General features: G+C 62.5%; 15 protein-coding genes. 1 reads left to right on the forward strand and 14 read right to left on the reverse strand.

What is annotated here, in order from left to right; translation table 11 throughout:
- Positions 1-121 precede the first annotated feature (121 nt).
- From ABNT42_RS06210 to fliF, 14 genes are all read right to left on the reverse strand, one after another.
- Positions 122-8938 (reverse strand): iron-regulated protein frpC, encoded by an 8817-nt coding sequence (locus ABNT42_RS06210; RefSeq protein ID WP_348695420.1) that lies wholly within the window; start codon positions 8936-8938, stop codon positions 122-124.
- A 96-nt stretch (positions 8939-9034) separates the two neighbouring features.
- Positions 9035-9898: a flagellar biosynthetic protein FliR gene (fliR, locus tag ABNT42_RS06215; RefSeq protein WP_348695423.1), complete on the reverse strand. Its 864-nt coding sequence runs from the start codon at positions 9896-9898 to the stop codon at positions 9035-9037.
- 35 nt (positions 9899-9933) lie between these two features.
- The gene (gene fliQ / locus ABNT42_RS06220; protein ID WP_348695426.1) at positions 9934-10203 is read right to left on the reverse strand and encodes a flagellar biosynthesis protein FliQ; all 270 of its coding nucleotides are present in this window, start codon (positions 10201-10203) and stop codon (positions 9934-9936) included.
- Between the two features lie 8 nt (positions 10204-10211).
- Positions 10212-10982: a flagellar type III secretion system pore protein FliP gene (gene fliP, locus ABNT42_RS06225; protein WP_348695430.1), complete on the reverse strand. Its 771-nt coding sequence runs from the start codon at positions 10980-10982 to the stop codon at positions 10212-10214.
- Positions 10972-11673, reverse strand: a complete 702-nt coding sequence (fliO, locus tag ABNT42_RS06230; protein WP_348695433.1) for a flagellar biosynthetic protein FliO — start codon at positions 11671-11673, stop codon at positions 10972-10974. The genes fliP and fliO overlap by 11 nt, the downstream gene beginning before the upstream one ends.
- A complete protein-coding gene (fliN, locus tag ABNT42_RS06235; RefSeq protein WP_155433269.1) occupies positions 11670-12098 on the reverse strand; it encodes a flagellar motor switch protein FliN in 429 nt (142 codons plus the stop codon). Before fliN ends, fliO begins: the two co-directional genes overlap by 4 nt.
- A 38-nt stretch (positions 12099-12136) precedes the next feature.
- Entirely contained in the window at positions 12137-13117 is a 981-nt protein-coding gene (gene fliM / locus ABNT42_RS06240) for a flagellar motor switch protein FliM (protein ID WP_161033969.1), read from the reverse strand.
- Between the two features lie 21 nt (positions 13118-13138).
- Positions 13139-13678, reverse strand: a complete 540-nt coding sequence (gene fliL, locus ABNT42_RS06245; RefSeq protein ID WP_348696101.1) for a flagellar basal body-associated protein FliL — start codon at positions 13676-13678, stop codon at positions 13139-13141.
- A 177-nt stretch (positions 13679-13855) separates the two neighbouring features.
- Positions 13856-15496 carry a flagellar hook-length control protein FliK gene (locus ABNT42_RS06250; protein ID WP_348695436.1) on the reverse strand — a complete coding sequence of 547 codons (1641 nt, stop codon included), beginning with the start codon at positions 15494-15496 and terminating at the stop codon, positions 13856-13858.
- 47 nt (positions 15497-15543) lie between these two features.
- Positions 15544-15984 carry a flagellar export protein FliJ gene (gene fliJ, locus ABNT42_RS06255; RefSeq protein WP_348695439.1) on the reverse strand — a complete coding sequence of 147 codons (441 nt, stop codon included), beginning with the start codon at positions 15982-15984 and terminating at the stop codon, positions 15544-15546.
- 36 nt (positions 15985-16020) lie between these two features.
- Positions 16021-17445, reverse strand: a complete 1425-nt coding sequence (gene fliI, locus ABNT42_RS06260) for a flagellar protein export ATPase FliI (protein WP_348695442.1) — start codon at positions 17443-17445, stop codon at positions 16021-16023.
- 1 nt (position 17446) lies between these two features.
- Entirely contained in the window at positions 17447-18217 is a 771-nt protein-coding gene (locus tag ABNT42_RS06265; protein WP_348695445.1) for a flagellar assembly protein FliH, read from the reverse strand.
- Positions 18217-19215, reverse strand: coding sequence for a flagellar motor switch protein FliG (gene fliG, locus ABNT42_RS06270; RefSeq protein WP_161033973.1), 999 nt, complete (start codon positions 19213-19215; stop codon positions 18217-18219). The genes ABNT42_RS06265 and fliG overlap by 1 nt, the downstream gene beginning before the upstream one ends.
- Positions 19208-20974: a flagellar basal-body MS-ring/collar protein FliF gene (gene fliF / locus ABNT42_RS06275; protein WP_348695449.1), complete on the reverse strand. Its 1767-nt coding sequence runs from the start codon at positions 20972-20974 to the stop codon at positions 19208-19210. The genes fliG and fliF overlap by 8 nt, the downstream gene beginning before the upstream one ends.
- Positions 20975-21200: 226 nt before the next feature.
- Between fliF and fliE the strand changes: the two genes are divergently transcribed.
- Entirely contained in the window at positions 21201-21551 is a 351-nt protein-coding gene (fliE, locus tag ABNT42_RS06280; protein WP_348695452.1) for a flagellar hook-basal body complex protein FliE, read from the forward strand.
- The last annotated feature ends 27 nt before the right edge of the window (positions 21552-21578 follow it).

Consider the following 21578-nt stretch of genomic DNA (forward strand, 5'->3'; position numbering starts at 1 on the left):
TGCGGGCTTCTAATATCTGCTCGATTACTCTACTGGATTAAATGGCACGGAGCCACCTCAAGTATTTGAGGCGGCTCAATAGTGCTGCATGACTGTCCGAATGACAGATCTGACCCCGAAGTTATTTGGCGGCGAGGATGCCTTGCTGGGCGGGCTGGCGCAGCCAGTCTTGGGTCGGGCTGCTGGTGCCGCTCAGGCTGGCTGTGGCGGCGTCGTAGCGGCGCATCTGCTCGCCCAGTGCGGCTACCTGTCCGGACAGGCTGGCACTGGCGGCCGCCAAGCTACTCACGGCGTCCGTACTGCTGGTCAGGCTCAGGCTGCCACCGGCGCTGCTCTGTGCCGCGCTGGCGCCATATTCGCTGATGGCCTGACTCAGGGCGCTGGTGTTGGCGGCGCGGCTGGTCAGGAACCAGACGTCGGCTAACTGGGCGCTGCTGCCATCCGTGCGGGTGTAGCTGGAACGTAAGCCTATCCAGTTGTTTTTGTCGAGCTCGCTGACTTTGCTGGCTGCTACCGTCAGGCTGGCCACGCCTACGGCGCCCAGCGTACGCAATTCTTCGCTCTGGCTGATGCCGTCACTATTGCTGTCCACCCATACACGCAGGGCTTCGAACTGGCTATCCTTGCTGTCGACCATGCCGTCATGGTTGCTGTCCAGATCGGACAGGGCGGCAAAGCCGTCGCTGGCGCGGCTGCCATCCGTGCGCTGGGTGGCAGTGCCGAATAGTTCGCTACCGTCATTGATCTGGCCATCGCGGTTGCGGTCCAGTACCAGCAAGCCATCGCTACTGCCGACCCAGCCAGTGTTGATGCGCTCGCCATCGGCGTAGATGTCGAAGCGGGTACCTGCTTCGATGCCCAGCGTGCTGATGCCGTTGCCATCCAGATCGAGAATCAGCGGGCTGCCGGCCGGCAGTACGGCCAGCTGGTCAGCCGTCAGGGCGGCACGCTGGTCGGTAGTCAGGGCGCATACCTGGGTCGAGGCCATGGCAGCCACATCGGCAATACTGATGGCGGCAATCTGCTCGGCCGTCAGCGCTTTGATCTGGGTGGCTTTGAGCGAGCGCATCTGCGCCGTTGTCAGCGAGCCGATCTGTACCGCGGTGAGGTAGGCAATCGCCGAGGCCGTCAGATTGGCTAGCTGGGCCGTTTTCAGGGCCGCAATTTCATTGCCATCCAGCGAACGCAGCTGATCGGAACTGAGCGCATTCAGTGCCGAGGCCGACAGCATCGACAGCAGCACAGGATCGAGCACGGCCAGCTGGGCCGTCGTCAGGCCGATCGACTGGGTCGAACCCATAGCCGCCATCTGCGCCGTGCGCAGGCCGTTCAGCATATCCGACGACAGACCGCTGATCTGGTCGGAACTGAAACCGCCAATCTGGCTCGTGGTAAAGGCATTCATGGTCCCCAGTGCGGCCAGCTGGTCGGTGGTAATCCCCCGTACCTGGGTCACAGCCAGCGAGGCCAGTGCTTTGGTGCTCAGGGCCGAGAACTGGTTGGCCGTGAGCGCGGCCAGCTGGGCCGTTTTCAGGGTCTGCAGCTGGCCCGTGCTCAGGCCACCGACCGCATCGGCATTGAGCGAGGCGATCTGGTCGGTATTCAATGTCGTCATGTTCAGCCCCCGCGCCTGATTCGGCGTCAGGCTGTTCAGCTGGGAGGTGCTTAACGTCGACATCTGGCGCAGCGTCAGCGCGGCCAGCTGGGCCGAGTTGATGGTGGCCAGCTGGTCCAGATTGATAGAGCTGAGCTGGTCCGTCGTCAGCGCCGTCACTTGACTGGCCGTCAGTACCCCCAGCGTGGTCAGCACGTTGATCTGGTCCGTGCTCATGGCGGTAATGTCGCCCGGGCTCAGGGTGGCAATCTGGCGCGTGACCAGACTGGCGATCTGGCCCAGCGTCAGCGCGGCAAACTGGATCCGGCTCAGCGCATTGAGCTGCAGACTGGTGAGCGCGGGCACATCATCGACTTCGATGGCCTGCAGTTGGTCGGTATTCAGGCCGGCAAATGCGGTGACATTCAGCGAGCGCACCTGTGCCGTGGTCAGGCCCACGATCTGGTCGGTGCTGAAGCCTTGCAGCTGGGCTTTGGTCAGCGCGGCAATCTGGCTGGTTTTCAGCGTTACCATGTGGTCGCCATCTATGGCCACGAACTGGTCGGTGGTGAGCGCGCTGACCTGCAGCGTGGTCAGCCCGGCCAGCGTTTGCAGTCCGTTGATCTGGTCACTCGTCAGGGCTTTCACCTGCTGGGTGGTGAGCGCTGCCACTTCGGCCGTGGTCAGGATGCCGAACTGGTCGACGCTGAGATTGGCAATCTGCTGGGTCGTCAGTGCCGCCACTTGATTGGTTTTCAGACCCGCCAGATCTTCCACTTCCATGGCGCTGATCTGGTCGCTGCTAAGGCCGCGCAAAGCCGCCGTGTTCAGTGCGCGCCACTGGGCCACGCTCAGCAACTGGATCTGGTGGGTATTCATGGCGCCCAGCTGGCGGCTGTTGAGAGCGCTCAGCTGCAGCGTGCTGAGCACGGCAATCTGGTCGTCGTTCAGCGCCTGGATGCGGTCCGTGCTAAGTGCCGCAATCTGCATCGTGTTGAAGGCGCCCAGCGTGCCCAGCATGAAGAACTGGTCAGGGGTCAGATAGCCCAGCTGGGTCGACGTCATGGCCGCGATCTGTGCCGTGCTCAGGCTGGTCAGCTGCACGCTGGTCATGTTCACCAGTTCGTCCGAGGTCAGTGCGCGGATCTGGTGGCTGCGCAGTACGGCCAGATCATTGAGTTCGATGGCCGCGAACTGATCGGTGTTGAGGCTGGCGATGGCGCGGGTGGACAGGGCGCGGAACTGGCCTTCCGTCAGATTGACGATCTGGTCGGTGGTCAGGGCGCGCACCTGGCTCTGGCCCAGCGCGCTGACAGCGGCTGTATTCAGGCTGCCGATCTGGTTGATGCTGATGGCTTGCAGCTGGTCGCTGCTCAGGGCCAGCAGCTGGACCGAGCGCAGGGCGGCAATATCGCCCAGCGAAATGGCCTGGATCTGGTCGCTATTCAGCGCTGACAGATGGCGTGTGTTCAGCGCCAGTATGCCGGCAGTGCTGAGGGCGCCGATCTGGTCGGTGGTCAGCACGGCCAACTGGGCCGAGCGTAGCGCGGCCACCTGCACGGTGCGCAGGCTGGCGATCTGGTCCGGCGAGAGCGACAGGATCTGGTCCGACGTGAGCGACTGTACCTGTGTGCTGGCCATGCCGCGCAGATTGGTGAGGGCGGCCAGTTGGGCCGTGCTCAGCACGGCCACCTGCGGCAGCGTCAGGGCGGCAACTTCCTGTGAGGTCAGAGCCCCCACCTGATTGGTCGTCAAGGCCAGTAACTGGGCGCTATTGAGCACCTGCAGCTGGGTCGATTTCAGTACGGCGATATCCGGCACTTCGATGGCGGCGATCTGGTCCGAATTCAGGCCGGACAGGGCAGCCGTCGCCAGCGCGGCCAGCTGGTTGCCGCGCAGCTGTATCATCTGGTCGGTGGTTAGCGCAGCCAGCTGGGTGGCCGACAGCACGGCCAGTTGCTTGGTGTTGAGCACGCTGATATCGAATTCCGATAGGCCGGCAATCCGGGTGGTCGACATGGCCGCGATCTGCGCGGTCGAATAGTCGGCCAGATTACCCAGCGAGGCAGCTTGCAGATTGCTCAGTGCGGCCAGCTGGGTCTGCGAGAAGGCCGAGATGCTGGCACTATTGAGTGCGTGTAGCTGATCGGTCAGCAGGGCCGCCATCTGGTCGGTGGTGAGAGCGCGCAACTGGGCCGAGGTCATGGCAGCGAAGTCGCGCGCTTCGATGGCGTCGATCTGATCGGTACTGAGGGCGGCCAGCAGGCTCAGGTTGAGCGCGCGGATCTGCCCGGTAGTAAGCGCCACGATCTGGTCGGTATTGATGCCTTCCACCTGCTGGTTGCCTAGTGCCGCCAGCTGTTTGGTGGTGAGCGAGACAAAGCGGGCCGGCGTGAGCGAAACCAGCTGGTCGGTGCTGAGCGCCGATACTTGCTGGGTGGTCAGCACGGCCAGATTGCTCAGGGCAGCAATCTGGTCGCTGGTCAGATAGCTGAGCTGGCGGGTGGTCAGGGCTGCCACTTCGCTGCTGATCAGGGTACCGTACTGTGTCAGCGTCAGCGCGGCCAGCTGGTCGCTGCTGAGCATCATCAGCTGATTGGTTTTCAGCGCGATCAGGTCGGGACCGGTCAGGTTGATCAGTTGGTCCGTGGTCAGGGCGGCAATCACGGTGCCGGGCAGAGCGCGGATCTGGCCCGTGGTCAGAGCGGGAATCTGGTCGGTGGTCAGATAGGTGATCTGGGTTTCGTCCAGTGCCGCTACCTGCGAAGTTTTCAGCGCGGCAATCTGGGTCAGCGACAGTGCCATGATCTGGTCACTGTTCAGGCCGCGGATCTGGCGCGTGCTCAGGCCGGCCAGACTGCCCAGGGCATTAAACTGGCTGGTGGTGAGTATGCCCAGCTGGCCCGGCGTCAGCGCGGCAATTTCCTGCGAAGTAAAGGCGCCCAGCTGGCCCAGTGTCAGCGCGAGCAGCTGGTCGGTGCTCAGATTGCTCACATGATCGGTGCGGAATGCGGCAACATCCGCTGCCTCCATGGCGGCAATCTGGTCGGTGCTGAAGCTGCTCAAGGTCGTCAGGCTGAGGCCGCGAATCTGGGCGGTGACCAGCGCGGCGATCTGTGCCGTGGTGAGGGCGCCCAGTTGCAAATTGCTCAGTGCATTGATCTGGCTGGTGCGGAAAGTCGGGATCTGGTCGACGCTGAGGCTCGCCAGCTGGTCGGTGGTGAAGCCGCCCATCTGGTCGGAGCTGAAGGGCGTCAGGGTGGGCAGGCTATCGACCTGCGCCAGCGTCAGTGTAGCAATCTGGTCATTGCGCAGTGCCGCCAAGGCACGGCTGCTGAGTGCGGCAAACTGATTGGATGTCAGCGATATCAGCTGATCACTGCTCAGTGCGGTGATCTGGTTGCTGGCCAGCGCGGCGATATTGGCGATGCGGATGGCCACGATCTGGTCAGTCGACAGGGCGCCCAGCGTGGTGCCGCTCAGGCTGCGCACCTGCGCCGTACTGAGCGCCGCAATCGCGCCGGTGGTGAGGGCACCCACCTGCAGATTGGTCAGGCCGGCAATCTGGCTGGTTTTCAGCGTGGTGATACGGTTCAGTGCCAGACTGGCGATCTGGTCGGTCGTCAGGGCGGCAATCTGGCGGCTGGTCAGCGGTGCCAGCGAAGCAAAGGCGGCAATCTGGTCGGTCGATAGCGAGCCTACCTGCAATGGTGTCAGGTTGGCGATGTTGAGCGTGCTGAGCGAGCCGAACTGTGGCGCGGTCAGGGCGCGCAGCTGGTCGCTGGTCAACGCTGTAATCTGTCTGGTCGACAGTGCACCCAGATCCTGCAATTCGACGGCCTGGATCTGGTCGGTATTCAGCGCGGCCAGCTGGTCCGAGGTCAGTGCGCGGAACTGGCCGGTGGTCAGCGCCACCACTTCGTCGCTGCTCAGGGCCAGCATCTGGTCGGTGGTCAGGGCGGCAATCTGGCGCGACGTCAGGCCGGCCAAGATGACCAGCGAAAGCGAAGCAATCTGGTCAGTGGTGAGCGCGGCAATCGCTTCCGGCGAGAAGCTGGTCAGCGAAGTCAGCGAGGCCAGCTGGTCGCTGCTCAGGGCCGATTTCTGGTCGGGCGTGAGGGCAGCGATTTCCGCCGTCGTCAGAATGCTGACTTGTGCCGTGCTGAGCGCACGCACTTGATCGGTGCTCAGGCCCGCGACTTGGCGGGTGTTCAGATTGGCCAGCGCACCATTGCTGATGGCGGCGATCTGGTCCGTGCTTAATCCGGCCAGATTACCAGCGCTGATGGCGCGCAGCTGGGTGCTGGTCAGCGCGCGAATCTGGTCGGTGCCGAGGCTGACCAGCTGGTCGGTATTGAGTACGGAAATCTGGCGCGACGTCAGGGTGCGCAGATCGGCCGTGTTCAGGGTGGACAGCTGGTCGGTGCTGAAGGCGCCGAACTGGCGCGAGCTGAGCGCCGCCAGGGTCACCAGTGCATCGATCTGTTCGCTGTTCAGGCTGGCGATCTGGCTCAGTGTCAGTGCCGCCAGATTGGCCGACGGCAGGGCGCGCAACTGTGCCGTGCTCAGGGCCTGCAACTGGGCGCTGGTCAGCGAAGACAGCTGGCGCGTCGTCAGCGCCACCAGATCGGCATTGCGCAGCGCTGCCATGCGGTCGGTGCCCAGTGCGGCAATCGCGATCGAGCTGAGCGCGCGCACCTGATCGGTGCTCATGGCATACACCTGATCACTGCTGATGGCCGCCGCCTGGTCGGTATTGAAGGCCGCCAGCTGGTTGGTCAGCAGGGTGATGAAGCTGGCGGTCGACAGGTCGGCAATCTGGGCCGTGGTCAGACCCGGCAGCTGGCGGGTGCTGAGCGGATTGAGCGAACTCATGGCGGCCAGCTGGTCGCTGCTCAGGGCCGACAGCTGGTTGCTGGTCAGCGAGCGGATTTCCGCCGTGGTGAAGGCGGCCATCTGGGCCGTGCCGAGTGCGCTCAGCTGCAGGCTGCTCAGCTGCGCCAGCTGGGCTGTGCGCAGGGCACGGATGTCGCGCGTTTCAATCGCGGCAATCGCGTCCGTGCTCAGGTAGGCTATGGCACTGGTGCTGAGCGCAGCGATCTGGGCCGTATTCAGGGCCACGATCTGGTCGGTATTCAGCGCTTGCAGCTGGTCGCTGGTAAAGGCCGAGAACTGGCGCGTGCTCAGACCCGTCAGGTCGCTCAGCGTGAGCGTATTGATCTGGTCAGTGGTCAGGGCTTTGATCTGGCGTGTGCTCAGGGCCGCCAGATAGCGCATGGCATCGATCTGGTCGCTGCTCAGGGCAACAATCTGGTCGCTGACCAGCGCGGCCGTATCGGCCGAGGTGAGGGCGGCAATCTGTTCCGTTGCCAGCACGGCTATCTGTTGGCTGAGTAGCTTGTTGATCTGGCTGGAATCGAGCGCAGCAATGTCACGGGTTTCAATCGCCAGCAGCTGGTCCGAGGTCAGGGCTGTGATGGCAGCCGAGTTGAGACCGCGCATCTGCGTGCCACTGAGTGCCACGATCTGGTCGGTGCTGAGTGCCATGATCTGGTCGGAACCCAGTACCCGCATCTGAGCGCTGATCAGCGTGCCCAGGCTACGGGTCGACAGCGATTGCAACTGGTCGGTGGTGAATGAGGCAATCTGGCGGCTGCTCATGCCGGCCAGTGTGGCCAGCGCATTCAGCTGGTCGGTGGTCAGTACGCTGATCTGGTCGGTGCTGAGGGCGGCAATGGCGCTGCTAGTGAGTGCCGCAAACTGCTCGGTCAGCAACACCACCAGCTGCTCCGTATTCAGGCGCGTGACTTGCGATGAGCGCAGTGCGGCGATATCGCGCGTTTCGATGGCGTCGATCTGATCGCTGTTCATGGCGTTCAGCACATCGCCCGTCAGGCTGGCAACCTGCGCCGCCGTCAGCCAGATGATCTGGTCCGTGTTAAGCGCCTGCACCTGTTCGCCATTCAGAGCGGCCAGCTGGGTGCTGGTCAGGCCGACGATGGCGCGGCTCTGCAGCGACACCAGCTGGTCGGTGGTGAGTGCGCGGATCTGGGCCGAATTGAGCAGCGTCATGTTGCGCAGCACGTTGATCTGGTCCGTATTCAGACTGGCCAGCTGGCCCGGCAGCATGCCGGCCACGTCATTGCTGCTGATGGCGCTGACCTGATCGGTACTCAGGGCCAGCAACTGGTCGGAATTGAGTACGCGGAACTGGCGCGTGCTGAGGACGGCGAGATCGCGCGTTTCGATGGCCAGCATCTGGTCCGACACCAGTGCCGATAGCACATCGGTCGCCAGACCGGCAAACTGGTCGGTACTCAGTGCCACCACCTGATCGGTGGTCAGGGTAATCACCTGATCGCTGTTCAGCGCCGCCAGCTGGGCCGTGCTGAGGGTGGTCAGGGTACGGGTGGGGATGTTGCTGAGCTGATCTGTCGTCAGGGCGCCCATCTGGGCCGAATTCAGCGGCGTGAGCGTGCTCAGCGCATTGAACTGGTCAGTCGTCAGGCCGGTCATCTGGTCGGTGCTGAGGGCAGCAATGGCCTGGCTGCGCAGCGCCCGCATCTGGCTGGTACTGAGGCCGGACAGCTGGATGCCGCCCAGTGCGCGTACCTGGCTACTCGACAGATTGACCAGATCGCGCGTTTCGATGGCGCCCATCTGGTCGCTGCTCAAGCTGGCGAGCAGGTCGGTGCTCAGGCCTGCCACCTGTGTGCCACTGAGCCCGGCCATCTGGTCGGTACTGATGACGTTGATCTGGTCGAGATTCAGCACGTTCAGCTGTGCTGTGGTCAACTGGCCCAGATTGGCGGTGCTGAGGCTGGCGATCTGGCTGGTGGTCAGCCACTGGACGGCGCTGGTGCTGAGCGCGCGCAGCTGCTGCGAGGCGAGTATCCCCAGCTGGTCGGTCGTCAGGCTGGCGGCCTGATCGGAGCCCAGTGCAGATAGTTGTGCCGTGGTCAGCGCGCGCAGGTCAATGGTTTCCAGCGCAGCCACCTGAGCCGCATTCAGCAGGTTGAGCTGGCGCGTCGTCAGGGCGGCCATCTCGCGCGTGCTCAGGGCGACCAGCTGGTCGGTGCTGAGGGCCGAGAACAGGTCGCTGCTGAGAGCGGCGATCTGCAAGGTCGACATGGTGGGGATGTTGTCAGTACCCAGGCCGGCCAGTGCCGCCACACTGAGGGCGTTCAGCTGGTTGGTACGCAGCACCTTGGTCTGCGCCGTGGTCATCACGGCCAGTTGCTCCGAACTGAGCACACTCATATCTTCGGTCGTCAGCAGGCCGATCTGTACAGTCGTGAGACTGACAATCTGGTCTGTAGTAAAAAGATTAACGATCGAAGTCATTACAGTGTTCTCCCGGGAGCTTCCATGATACGCGCATTATTGCCACATGGAAACCAAATCCTTGCTATGTTCTGCCCGCTACCTGATTGTATTTCTCTATGGCACTACTGTCAGTCCTGCCGGCCGCTGCCCGTTCTGACCCTGCGGCGGCGCGACAGGCGGCGCATTATTCTGCCGCTGCGACCAGGTACGGGGCATCAGCCGTGCTCTTTCTATGCCATCGAGGAACCAGTTCTGCACCGGGGTGGCCAGATACGGGAGCGTCATGGCCACCACCAGCAAACCGACTCCCAGAGTAATGGGGAAGCCGATACCGAACAGGTTCAACTGCGGCGCTGCACGCGTCAATATGCCGAGTGCAACGTTGGTGATCAGTAAAGCTGCCACGATGGGGAGCGATAACTGCACACCGGTACTAAAAATCCTGCCCCCCCAGTCTGCCAGCTGTTTGAAGCCGCCCCCATACACGGGGGCCGCCGACACGGGCAGACTGTAAAAACTTTCCACCAGTGCCGACAGCAGCACCAGATGGGCATTCACGGCCAGAAACAGCATGGTCGTCACCAGCGCCAGAAACTGGCTGATGGCCGACGAGCGTCCCTGCGTGGTGGGGTCGAAAAACGTGGCAAACCCCAGACCCATGGTCAGGCTGGAAATCTCGCCCGCCATTTCCACCGCCGCAAACACGATGCGGATACTGAAACCCATAGCCAGCCCGATCAGCATTTCCTGCACCACGATCAGCAGCCCCGCCAGCGACAGGGGATCGGCGGCCGGTTGCGCGGGCACTACCGGCGCAATCACCATCGCCAGCAGCGTACCCAGACAGATCTTCACGCTGGCCGGTATGGCCGAGTTGCCGAACAGGGGGGCCGACGCCAGCAGGGCGAGGATGCGCGTCATCGGCCACAGCAGACCGGCTATCCACAGGTTGATATCGGCTGTCGAGAAGGAAATCATGAGGGCTGGGGACTATTTATTTCCACAAAGCATACCTAGCCCACCAGACCCGGGATGCCGTTGAACACTTCGCGCATATAGTCGAGCATGGTGGCCAGCATCCACGGTCCGGCGACCACCAGCGCGACGAAAATGCCGACCAGCTTGGGAATGAAGGACAGGGTGGCTTCGTTGATCTGGGTGGCGGCCTGAAAGATACTGACGATCAGACCGATCACCAGCGCCACCAGCAGCATGGGTGCGGCGATCATCAGCGTGACTTCCATCGCATGGCGGCCCAGCGTCATGACACTTTCCGGGGTCATCGCAACTCCTAGTAGAAGCTCTGGGCCAGCGAGCCCAGCAGCAATTGCCAGCCATCCACCAGCACGAACAGCATCAGCTTGAACGGCAGCGAAATCACGGCCGGCGACATCATCATCATGCCCATCGACATCAGCACGGACGCTACCACCATGTCGATGATGAGGAAGGGGATGAAGATGGCAAAGCCGATCTGGAACGCGGTTTTCAGTTCGCTGGTAACGAAGGCCGGCACCAGTATGCGCAGCGGCACATCTTCCGGTCCCTGCAGGGCAGGGCTGCGCGAGAGTTTGACGAACAGGGCCAGATCAGCCTGCCGGGTCTGCTTCATCATGAACATTTTTAACGGCGCAGCACCCTTGTCCATGGCGACGCTCATGTTGATGCGGTTTTCCTGCAGGGGCAGATAGGCTTCCGTGTAGATCTTGTCGAAAGTGGGGCCCATTACGAACAGGGTGAGGAACAGGGCCAGCCCCACCATCACCTGATTCGGCGGCGAGGACTGGGTACCCAGCGCCTGACGCAGCAGCGACAATACGATGATGATGCGGGTAAAGCTGGTCATCAGCAGCAGCGCGGCCGGGATGAAGGTCAGCGCCGTCATCAGCAGCATGGTCTGGATCGGCAGCGTGTAGTTGGTGCCGCCGCCAGGCGCTGGTGTGGCCGTCAGGGCCGGAATGCCTATGCTCGATTCGGCCCCTGCCAGTAGTGGCAGGCTGAGGGTGGCCAGTAGCAGCAGGGCACGCGCGCCATGACGGCGCAGGACAGAATTATTTGCCATGGCGTTGTTCAATGGTCTGTTTCAGCCATGCGGCGAAATTCGGTTTGGCGCTGCCATCCGGGCTGGTTTCTTCCGGCGGCAGTTCCTGCCGTGGCAGCGTGGTCAGGGCATTCATACGGCCGGCGGAAGCGCCCACCACGATCCACTGTTCGCCGACTTCCAGCAGCAGGATGCGTTCGCGGGCGCCCAGATTCAGGCTGTCGACCAGCTTGATGTGGCGCTGGCTGCCCGTCAGATGTTTCGGGCCGAAGCGTTTCAGCAGCCAGGCCAGACCGACCAGTACGGCCAGTACGAACAACAGGGCCATGGTGGTCTGTAACAGGCCGCCACTGCTGCTGGCGGGCGCCGCAGTCGGGGTAGGAATCGTCAAAGCCAGCGGGCCGGCTGGAGCGCCAGCGTTGGCAGGCGCAGAGCCGGCCGTGGCGGCCGTGGCGCCAGCGGCGCTGCTACTGGCCGGGCCTGCCAAAGTGCCAGCTGACGCCGTAGTAGCGCTGGCGGAGGCCGCTTCGCTGGCGGGACTGGAAACGGCGGCAGCAGGAGCAGCAGGAGCTGGAGCAGGCGTACCGGCTGCAGCATGGGCGCTGGCGCCGTGCTGGCCACCGATGGTGCCGGATACCCGGTGCTGGGCGATTGCAGGCGCGGCGGCCAGAGCCGCCGCGAGGAACAGAGGAAGAATCAGGCCACGCTTCATTTATTGAGTTTTCGGATACGTTCGGACGGTGTGATGATGTCGGTCAGACGGATACCGAACTTGTCATTCACCACCACCACCTCGCCCTGCGCGATCAGACAGCCGTTGACCAGCACGTCCATCGGTTCGCCGGCCAGACCGTCGAGTTCCACCACCGAACCCTGGGCCAGTTGCAGCAGGTTCTTGATGGCGATCTTGGTACGCCCCAGTTCCACTGTCAGCTGGACGGGAATATCGAGAATGAAATCGATATCGTTATGGGTTTCGGTTTTCGGCGCCGTATTGGAAAAATCCTTGAACACGGCGGCACTGGCCGCCTGCGCCTGGGCTTTTTCCGCCGCAGCCGCTTCAGCCTGGGCTTGCTCGGCGATGGCCGCGCCCCATGGATCGTCGTCCATAGGCTGATCGTCTTGATTATCCGACATGCTTCTCTCCTGTATTGCGGTCACCGGCCACGCCGGTCTTATTTGATGTTATCGGCATTGGCCAGCAATTTCTCTACTTTCAGCGCGTACTGGCCGTTCATCACCCCGTAGCTGCAATCCATCACGGGCACGCCATCGACGGTGGCGGCCAGCAGTTCCGGAATATTGAGCGGAATGATGTCGCCCACGCGCATATTCAGTATCTCGTCGAAATTCACTTTGGCCGTGCCCAGCGTGGCCACCAGTTCCACTTCGGCGATCTGGATCTGCTGCGTCATCAGGCGGATCCAGCGTTTATCCACTTCCAGCGCCTCGCCTTGCAGGCTGGAGGTGAGCGAATCGCGGATCGGTTCGATCATCGAGTACGGCATGCAGAAGTGGATCTGGCCGGACACGGAGCCCAGTTCCACCGTGAAGGTGGAGGCCACCACCACTTCGTTGGGGGTGGCGATGTTGGCAAACTGGGTATTCATTTCGGAACGGATGTATTCGAACTCGACGGGGAACACGGGTTCCCACGACTTGGTATAGGCTTCGAACACGATATCGAGGATGCGCAGAATGATGCGCTGCTCGGTCTGGGTAAAGTCACGCCCTTCGACGCGGGTGTGGAAACGCCCATCGCCGCCGAACAGATTGTCCACCAGCAGGAACACCAGACCCGGATCGAACACCATCAGGGCGGTGCCGCGCAGCGGCTTCATGTGCACCAGATTCAGGTTGGTCGGCACCACCAGATTGCGGATGAATTCCGAGTACTTGGAGACCCGCACCGAACCCACCGATACCTCGGCGCTGCGGCGCAGGAAGTTGAACAGGCCGACCCGCAGCAGACGGGCAAAACGTTCATTGATAATTTCCAGCGTAGGCATACGCCCACGCACGATGCGCTCTTGCGTGGCAAGGTTGTAGGTGCGGACGCCCGCAACATCTTCCTGTGCCGCGACATCGTCCTGGTCGCCGTTGACGCCCTTTAAAAGGGCATCAACTTCTTCCTGGGAGAGAAAATTATCAGCCATGACGTTCTGACTACCGAATGGTTACTGAATAATAAACGAGGTGAACAAGACGTCCTGAATGTCCTGCGGCTCGCCCCGGTCTTCGAAGGGTTCCTTGAGCTGGGCGATGATTTCACGGGCCAGCTGGACTTTGCCTTCAGGCGACTTCAAGTCTTGCGCATGCTTGCTCGACAACAGCAGCAACATGCGGCTACGCACCTTGGCCATATTGTCTTTCACGGTCTTGCTTTCTTCCGGGCCACCCACTTCCAGCGTAAACGCCAGTTGCAGATACTGGTCGGCGCCGCCTTCACCCGGTTGCAGATTGACGGTGAACGGTTCGACCACCACATATTCGGGCGGACCGGCATGGGCTTTTTTCGAGGCCTTGTGCTTGGTCTTGGCTGGCGGTTCCTCTTCCTCTTCATGCGCTGCATCGGCATTTTTCGCATGCAGGAAGTACCAGGCAGCACCGCCGCCACCGCCACCGAGCACCAGCAGCAGTGCCACGATGATGATAATCAGTTTTTTACTGCCACCGCCCGCAGCGGGTGCGGCTTCGACTTTCGGCTCGGCTTTCATTTTAGGGTTCGCTTTCAAGTTGCTCTTCTAGTACGGAAAGTTGATCACTCCGCCATTATGTCATTTTCGCCTGTCCCTGCGGCATCGCAAGCAGGGAAAAGCGGGGCAAATTAGCGCGTGTTTGCTGTTTCCCTAGTGTAACAGGTGGGCGTGCAGCCCGCCCTGTTGGATGCGCTATCAGGCAAAGGTATCGACGGCGCCGGCCGGCAGACGGCGTGCCGGTGCGCTACGGGGCGTCTCGCTGGCCTCGTTGCCGCGGCTCAGGTTGCCACTGCCGGCGCCATTGCCGCCAGAGCGGCCCGAACCGCCGGAGCCGCTCTGGGCCGCGCTGGCCTGCTGGCTGAAAGCGTTGCCTTGATCTGACATACCGGCCGAAACACTGGCATTACCCAGCTGGATACCCGCTTCGCTCATCATTTCCTTCAGCTTGGGCAGGGCCGATTCCAGCGCCTGGCGCACTTCCGGCTGGGCCGAGGTGAAGGCGGCCGTGGCCTGATCCTTGTTCACGCTCAGCACCACCTGCAGCGGGCCCAGATCCGGTGGATTCAGCTCCATGGTGGCGCTCTGCTCGCCGCCGGCCGCCATAAAGATAATTTTCTGGCCCAGTTGCTGATCCCATGCGGGCGTACCGACGCGGCTGCTCAATTTGTCGGTGGGCACGGCCGTTGCGGCCACCTTGGCGGCGGCTGCCGCGTTCTGGGCATTGCTGGCGGCGCTAATCGCCGGTGCTGCTTCTTTCAGCTGGGGCGTGGCTTCGCTGGTGGCGCTGCTGCGGGTGGTAACCGTGGCAGCCAGCGGATCGGCGCTGGTGGCTGCCTTGTCGGCGGCCGGCTGGGCGCTCACGCTGGCTGCTTCGGCCTTGACGATCGGGCTGCTGGCGGTGCTAGCGCTTGTGGCCGGAGCGGACAGGCTGTCCGCTGGTTCGCTGACGCCACTCTCGCTGACGGTGGCGGCTGGCTGGGTAGTCGCTGCAACAGGTGCGGCGACTTCGGTGCTCACGGCGCTGCTCGCGGTGCTCAAGCTGCTTGCGCTGCTGGCAGCGCTGCTGCTGTCGCTGTCGGTGGCGTTGGTGACACCATTCTGGGCCTGTTTCAACGCGTTCTTGAAGCTGGCCGGCAGGTCGGTGCCGTCGCTGGCGCTGGTCTGCGGCAGCGTGGCGGCATCCAGCACGGGCGCTTGCTCTGCAACGCTGGCCGCGCTGCTGACCAGATCGGCTACAGCCGCGCTGGCGGCCGGGGCGGCGGCCAGCACGTCGGGCGCCGTCTGGGCCGTGTCGACCACGGCGGCGGTGGTTGCGGCGGCGCTGGCAGCAGGATCGAGCGCTACCGTGGTGCTGGCCGGCTGGTTGAAGGCGGCCACCAGTGCCAGCATCTGCGCCATCGGATCGGCCTGTGCTGCGGCCTGTGCGTCGCTGGCCACACTGGCCGTGCTATCGCTGCTGTCTTTGCTGTCCTTGCCGCTCTGGGCATCGGCGGTTTTGCTGCTGGCCGTAGCGCTGGCCGTGCCGGTACTGTCGTTGCCGGCGGTGCTAGTCGCTTCTTTTTCGTTGGCAGCGCTGGCATTGCTGTTCTGGCTGGCGCTAGCCGTGCTGGCGGGCGCGCTGGCTTTGCTGCTTTCGCTGCGGGCTGTGGCGGGGCGTTCGGCGGCTTTCGGTGCCACGCTGATGGCCGCGCTGCTGTTCTGGCGCTGATCCATTTCGCGCGACAGCGCGCGCTGGAAAGCGTTATCGCTGCCGCTGGCCTGCAAATTCAGATTGACCCGGGGCGCCGCTACGGCGGCTGCGTTCAACGTTGGAGTTAGGAGATTCTGGGTTTGCATGTTCGCGCCATCTCGGTTGGTTGCGGGGTGCTTGCTCTATCCTCGGGCTAGCGCTTGTAATACGCTTGCCTTGCTGCATGTTCATCCATCAGCTTCTGGTCGCGCTTGTTTTCCAGCTTGAGCGCCGCGGCCTCGGCCCGGTCGTTCAGAGTGGAATACGACATGCGCTTGCGCTCGCAGGCCTGCCAGGCCGATTTATCCTGTTCGGCGCGGTACTCGGCATGCCGGATCATCTCCAGCTGGCCATTCACTGCCGTGTCGAGCTTGTCCATAAACGCTTGAAAATTCCGATAGGCCATGGGCGTGATGCCGGCTGCCTGCGCCGCGTGAAAACGCTGTACGTATTCTTCACGGTAGCCCTGCAGCATCTGGTGCTTCTGTTTGGCATCCTCGACCGCCTTCAGCGCCACGCCGAGGCGTTTTGCCGCCTCGTCGGTTTCGCGCTGTGCCAGTCCCATCAGTGTTTCTAATTGCGCTTTTGAAGCCATGATGCATCAATTATAGGAGGGCACTTGGCCCGCCCATCAGTCGAATAGAGAGGTAAGTTGCCCTAAGCTCTCGCCCATGGTCACCCGTTCGGTGATCTGTTGCTGCAGGAAATGTTCGATCCGTTCGTGCAGAACGATGGCCTGATCGAGCACGGGGTCACTGCCCGGCGCATAGGCGCCTACGCTGATCAGGTCGCGGCTGCGTTCGTAACGGGAAAACAGCTGTTTCAGGCGGCGCGCCTGATTCTGGTGTTCGGCGCTGGTGATGCCGTGCATGGCACGGCTGATCGATTGTTCGATGTCGATGGCCGGATAGTGGCCCGCTTCGGCCAGTCGGCGGTTGAGCACGATGTGACCGTCCAGAATCGCCCGTGCCGAGTCGGCGATCGGGTCCTGCTGGTCGTCGCCTTCCGTCAGCACGGTGTAGAAGGCGGTGATCGAGCCGCCGCCCTGTTCGCCATTACCGGCCCGTTCCACCAGTATCGGCAACTTGGCAAATACGGAGGGCGGATAGCCTTTGGTGGCCGGTGGTTCGCCGATCGCCAGGGCAATTTCACGCTGCGCCATGGCATAGCGGGTCAGCGAATCCATAATCAGCAGCACGTTCATGCCCTGATCGCGGAAGTGCTCGGCTATCGCGGTGGAATAGGCGGCGCCCTGCAGCCGCATCAGCGGCGGCGTGTCGGCCGGCGCAGCCACCACCACTGAGCGCGCCAGACCTTCTTCGCCCAGAATCTGTTCGATGAATTCCTTGACCTCGCGGCCCCGTTCGCCGATCAGCCCTACCACGATGATGTCCGCTTCCGTGTAGCGTGCCATCATGCCCAGCAGCACCGATTTACCGACGCCGGAACCGGCGAACAGTCCCATACGCTGGCCCCGTCCTACTGTCAGCATGGCGTTGATCGAGCGTACGCCCACATCGAGCGTGTCGGTAATCGGTGCGCGCCCCAGCGGGTTGGCGGGGCGGGTGTTGATGGGGGCGCTGGCGCTGGCATTGAGCGGGCCCAGACCATCGAGCGGCCGGCCGGCGCCATCGAGCACGCGGCCCAGCAGTTCCGGTCCTACCGGTAGATGACGGGCGCGGTCGCTAGGGCGGCGGCGCGGGTGTGGCACACTGCCGGGGCGGGGAATAGCTGGTTCGACGGGGAATACGCGGGTGCCCGGCACCACGCCTTCGACATCGCTTTGCGGCATCAGGAACAGGCGCTCGCCTTCGAAACCCACCACTTCCGCTTCGATATGGCCACCCGCCGGCAGCGGCACGGTGCAGGCGGCGCCCACCGCGAGACGTAGCCCGACCGCCTCCATCACCAGACCGGCGACGCGGGTGACGCGGCCCGACACATGCATGGGTTCGACGAAATCGGCCAGCGTGGCGCAGTCGTGCAGATAGGCTTGCCAGCGCCCCGCGTGCGGGTTGCTGTGCTCGGCGGAAGGCGCGGGCAGGGTGGTGTCCATCTCAGTCCAGCCAGCTCACATCTTTGCCCAGCGCGTGGCTCAGGCGCTGCCAGCGCACGGCGGCCGTGGCATCGATCTGGTTGCTGGCGGTATCGACCTTGCAGCCGCCACGGCCGACCTGTTCATCTTCGACGATGCGCCAGCCGTTCTGCGCCAGTTCTTCACCGATGCCGGCGCGGACCACGGCGGCATCGTCCGGATGCAGCATCAGTTCGGCCGGCTGCTGCAGCGAAGGCAGGTAGTCGACTGCTTCGCGCACCACGGGCAGCAGCAGTTCCGGTTTTACGGGCAGGGCCGTCTTGAGCATGTTTTTGGCCAGATGCAGGGCCAGTTCCAGCACATCGTTGGCAATCAGCTGGTCGGCCTGCTGCACCGCCGTGCCGAAGTTTTCGGCCAGCTTGTGCAGTTCCGCCAGCACGGCGTCGGTGCGCTGCTGGCCTTCTTCCATGGCCTTGGCATGGCCGTCGGCGTGGCCGGCCGTATGGCCTTCTTCATAGCCTTCCTGGCGGGCCTGTTCGCGGATGGTTTCCAGTTCTTCTACCGTGGGATAGCTGGGCGGCGGCGGAATGGGCGGGCCCATGTCTTCCTGCTCCTGTGCCTGCCGTTCCAGTTCTTCCTGTTCGTGCTGCTGGGCTGCCAGTTGCGCCGCTTCGGCATCGCGCAGGCGCTGCTCGGCCTCGCGTTTGGCCACAGCGCTGGGGCGCTCGTCGCCGAACGAGGTCATTTGCCAGCGCTGGAAGGCTGGCTGGGGTGTTTTTACCGTACTGTTCATCAGATGAAGGAATCGTCGCCTTTACCACCGAGCACAATCTGGCCTTCGTCGGCCAGACGGCGCACGATCTGCAATATGCCTTTTTGCTGGGCTTCCACTTCGGACAGCCGCACCGGCCCTTTGGATTCCAGATCTTCGCGCATCATTTCGGCCGCACGGGCCGACATATTCTTGAAGATCTTCTCGCGCAGCTCGGGCGACGCGCCCTTCAGCGCAATCACCAGCATGTCGGACTGGACTTCGCGCAGCAGCAGCTGGATGCCGCGGTCGTCGATATCGATCACGTTGTCGAACACGAACATCTCGTCCATGATCTTCTGCGCCATATCGTTGTCGTAGTTCTTGATGTTGTCCATCACAGAACCTTCCTGCTCGCCGCTCATGAAGTTGAGAATCTCGGCTGCCGTACGCACGCCGCCCAGCGAGGATTTCTTGATGTTTTCATTACCCGACAGCAGCTTGGTCAGCACGTCGTTGAGCTCGCGCAGCGCAGCCGGCTGCACGCCGTCCAGCGTGGCAATCCGCAGTACCACGTCGTTGCGCAGACGGTCGGTGAAGTGGCCGAGAATTTCGCAAGCCTGATCGCGCTCGAGGTGGACCAGAATGGTGGCAATGATCTGCGGGTGTTCGTTGCGGATCAGTTCGGCAACGGATTGCGAATCCATCCACTTCAGCGATTCGATACCGGAGGCGTCCTTGCCGCCCAGAATACGCGACAGCAGCACGGAAGCCTTGTCGTCGCCCAGTGCCTTGGTCAGCACCTGACGGATGTATTCGTCCGAATCGAGGCCCACGGTGGACGCGGCTGCCACCATGTCGCGGAAGTTGTCGAGCGTGCCCACCACGTCTTCGTGCGGCACGTTTTTCATGGTGGCCATGGCCGCGCCCAGCTTCAGCACTTCGCGCGGGCCGAGGAATTTCATCACTTCGGCCGCTTCCGTTTCGCCCATGCACAGCATCAGAATTGCTGCTTTCTGCAGTCCGGTATTCTCAGTCATTTGCGCCTATCCATTCCTTGATGATGTTGGCCACAATCCGTGGGTCCTCGGTCGCCAGTTTCTTCGCCATGGCCAGATTTTCGCGGTAGCTGCGCACCGTGTTTTCTTCCATGAGACGCAGTTCTTCTTCGGCGATGAGCGCTTCGTTCGGACCTTCTTCCACTTCTTCTTCCGGTTCCGGTTCCGGCTCTTCCGGCTCCGGCTCGACCGCATTGAACTCGTCGATTTTCTTGAACACGGGACGCATCATCGGCTTGACGATACGCAGCACGATGTACAGCAAGATCATGGCCGTGATGAGGAATTTGGCGAAGTCCTTGGCCAGCGGCAGGTTGGCCGGATCGCGCCACCATTCCGGCGGCTGCTCGTACGGACGATCGACCCCTTCGAACGGGGCATTGGCCACGCTGACGGCGTCACCGCGGTCCTGATTGAAGCCCATGGCCTGCTTGACCAGATCGTTGATCTTGACCATTTCTTCCGGCGTGTAGGCTTTCACCGTCACTTTGCCATCCTTGCCGACGATGCGCTTGTGATTCACCACCACGGCCACGGTCAGGCGGCGCAGGCCGCCCATGCCGCGCTGCTCGTAGCGCACGGTCTTGTCGACTTCATAGTTGGTGGTCGATTCCTTGTGGGTCGGGCCAGTCGTGCCGCTGGTACCATTGGCGGCGCCCGGTGGCGTGCCCGGTGCCGGCGCCGTGCTGCCGGTGGCGGCGGTCTGGTTGAGCGGGGCAGTGGCTGTGCCCGGCGGCTGGTTGGACAGCGCGCCCGGAATGCCGTTGGGATTATTGCTACCGGCGCTGCCGTTGGTTTCGCTGCTCTGCTGGCTGCGGATGGCGGAAGCGGCCGGTGGCGAGTTGGGCTTATAGGTTTCTGCCGCCTGTTCGATCTGGGCAAAGTCCACATCGGCGGTGGCTTCGGCCCGTACATTGCCTTCGCCGACGATAGGGATGATGATGGATTCTACCTGACGGATCACCTGCGCCTGCATGTCTTTGACATACTTGAGCTGGGTCTCGTTCATGTTTTTGGCGTTCTGATTGGCGTTGCCGTTCTTGTTCAGCTCGGAAATCAGATTGCCGGCCTGATCCACCACGGTAACGTTGGCCGGGATCAGTTCGGGTACGCTGGACGCTACCAGATGCACGATGGCGGCGGTCTGCTCGACATTGATCATGCTGTTCGGACGCAAGGTCAGCAGCACGGAAGCAGTGGGTTTCTGGGCGTCGCGCACGAACACGGACGGTTTCGGCAGGGCCAGGTGGACGCGGGCATTTTCCACCGCGGCCAGCGACTGGATGGAACGGGCCAGTTCGCCTTCAAGCGCGCGCTGGTAATTGACCTGTTCGAGGAATTGCGACACCCCCAGCTTCTGGTTTTCCATCAGCTCGAAGCCCACGCTGCCGCCTTTCGGCAAGCCCTGTGCCGCCAGCTTCAGACGTACATCATGTACCTGCTCGGTGGGCACGAGGATGGCCGTACCGTTATCGGAAAACTTGTGCTTGATATTCAGCTTGTCCAGTTCGGCCGTGATGGCGCCGCCGTCGCGGTCGGTGTAGTTGGAGAACAGCACACCATACTCGGGTGGCTTGTTCCACAGGTACAGCCCGAACAGCACGGCAATCACTGCGGCCGCTGCCGCAGCGCGGGCGAAATTGCGTCCTAGCGGGGTCTGGAAGAACGATAACTGCTCGGCGACTTCTTCGTCGCCCAACTCGCCAGGGTTCTCGTTCGCTACGGTTTCGGCTACGGCCATGATGATGGTTTTCCGGTACGGGGTTGGTGTGAGGATGAACGATTATTGCCCGAACTGTGACATTTCAATCCGGCAAATAGAGCCTCGTTTAGGCCTCTGCTCGCAACTGTTGCTGGACACATGCCCTGCTATTCTGCTAGCACTGAAAGAGCCGTGACGTATTGTAACGCTGCGGCCCGCCATGACGTGGAATTTGTTCCATGACAGCAACAAGACGGAGTAGGCAATGAAAACCGGTGGCATCGACAGTACCCAGATCCAGAACATGATCGCACAGCTAAAGGCGCATGCGGCCCGTCCGGGACTGACGCCGCCTGTGATCAAGACGGAACCGGCGGCCGCGCCGGCGCCCCGTGTCCAGTTCGCCGATGCACTCAAGTCGGCGCTCGATGGCGTCAACGCCAGTCAGGTGAAGGCCGAGGACATGAGCCAGAAATTCGCGCTGGGGGATGATAGCGTCAGCCTGTCCGACATGATGATCGCCACCCAGAAAGCCAGTATCAACTTCCAGGCCACCATTCAGGTGCGCAACAAACTGGTGTCGGCCTACCACGACATCATGAATATGCAGGTGTAAGCCGGCAGCGCGTGCCGGTCCGGTTGA

This window comes from Duganella fentianensis, assembly GCF_964031615.1.
Taxonomy (GTDB): domain Bacteria; phylum Pseudomonadota; class Gammaproteobacteria; order Burkholderiales; family Burkholderiaceae_D; genus Rugamonas; species Rugamonas fentianensis_A.

Excerpts from the sequence above, each read along its gene's own strand:
- ABNT42_RS06210 (WP_348695420.1), bottom strand. The coding sequence starts at position 8,938 with ATGACTTCGATCGTTAATCTTTTTACTACAGACCAGATTGTCAGTCTC.
- fliR (WP_348695423.1), bottom strand. The coding sequence starts at position 9,898 with ATGATTTCCTTCTCGACAGCCGATATCAACCTGTGGATAGCCGGTCTG.
- fliQ (WP_348695426.1), bottom strand. The coding sequence starts at position 10,203 with ATGACCCCGGAAAGTGTCATGACGCTGGGCCGCCATGCGATGGAAGTC.
- fliP (WP_348695430.1), bottom strand. The coding sequence starts at position 10,982 with ATGGCAAATAATTCTGTCCTGCGCCGTCATGGCGCGCGTGCCCTGCTG.
- fliO (WP_348695433.1), bottom strand. The coding sequence starts at position 11,673 with ATGAAGCGTGGCCTGATTCTTCCTCTGTTCCTCGCGGCGGCTCTGGCC.
- fliN (WP_155433269.1), bottom strand. The coding sequence starts at position 12,098 with ATGTCGGATAATCAAGACGATCAGCCTATGGACGACGATCCATGGGGC.
- fliM (WP_161033969.1), bottom strand. The coding sequence starts at position 13,117 with ATGGCTGATAATTTTCTCTCCCAGGAAGAAGTTGATGCCCTTTTAAAG.
- fliL (WP_348696101.1), bottom strand. The coding sequence starts at position 13,678 with ATGAAAGCCGAGCCGAAAGTCGAAGCCGCACCCGCTGCGGGCGGTGGC.
- ABNT42_RS06250 (WP_348695436.1), bottom strand. The coding sequence starts at position 15,496 with ATGCAAACCCAGAATCTCCTAACTCCAACGTTGAACGCAGCCGCCGTA.
- fliJ (WP_348695439.1), bottom strand. The coding sequence starts at position 15,984 with ATGGCTTCAAAAGCGCAATTAGAAACACTGATGGGACTGGCACAGCGC.
- fliI (WP_348695442.1), bottom strand. The coding sequence starts at position 17,445 with ATGGACACCACCCTGCCCGCGCCTTCCGCCGAGCACAGCAACCCGCAC.
- ABNT42_RS06265 (WP_348695445.1), bottom strand. The coding sequence starts at position 18,217 with ATGAACAGTACGGTAAAAACACCCCAGCCAGCCTTCCAGCGCTGGCAA.
- fliG (WP_161033973.1), bottom strand. The coding sequence starts at position 19,215 with ATGACTGAGAATACCGGACTGCAGAAAGCAGCAATTCTGATGCTGTGC.
- fliF (WP_348695449.1), bottom strand. The coding sequence starts at position 20,974 with ATGGCCGTAGCCGAAACCGTAGCGAACGAGAACCCTGGCGAGTTGGGC.
- fliE (WP_348695452.1), top strand. The coding sequence starts at position 21,201 with ATGAAAACCGGTGGCATCGACAGTACCCAGATCCAGAACATGATCGCA.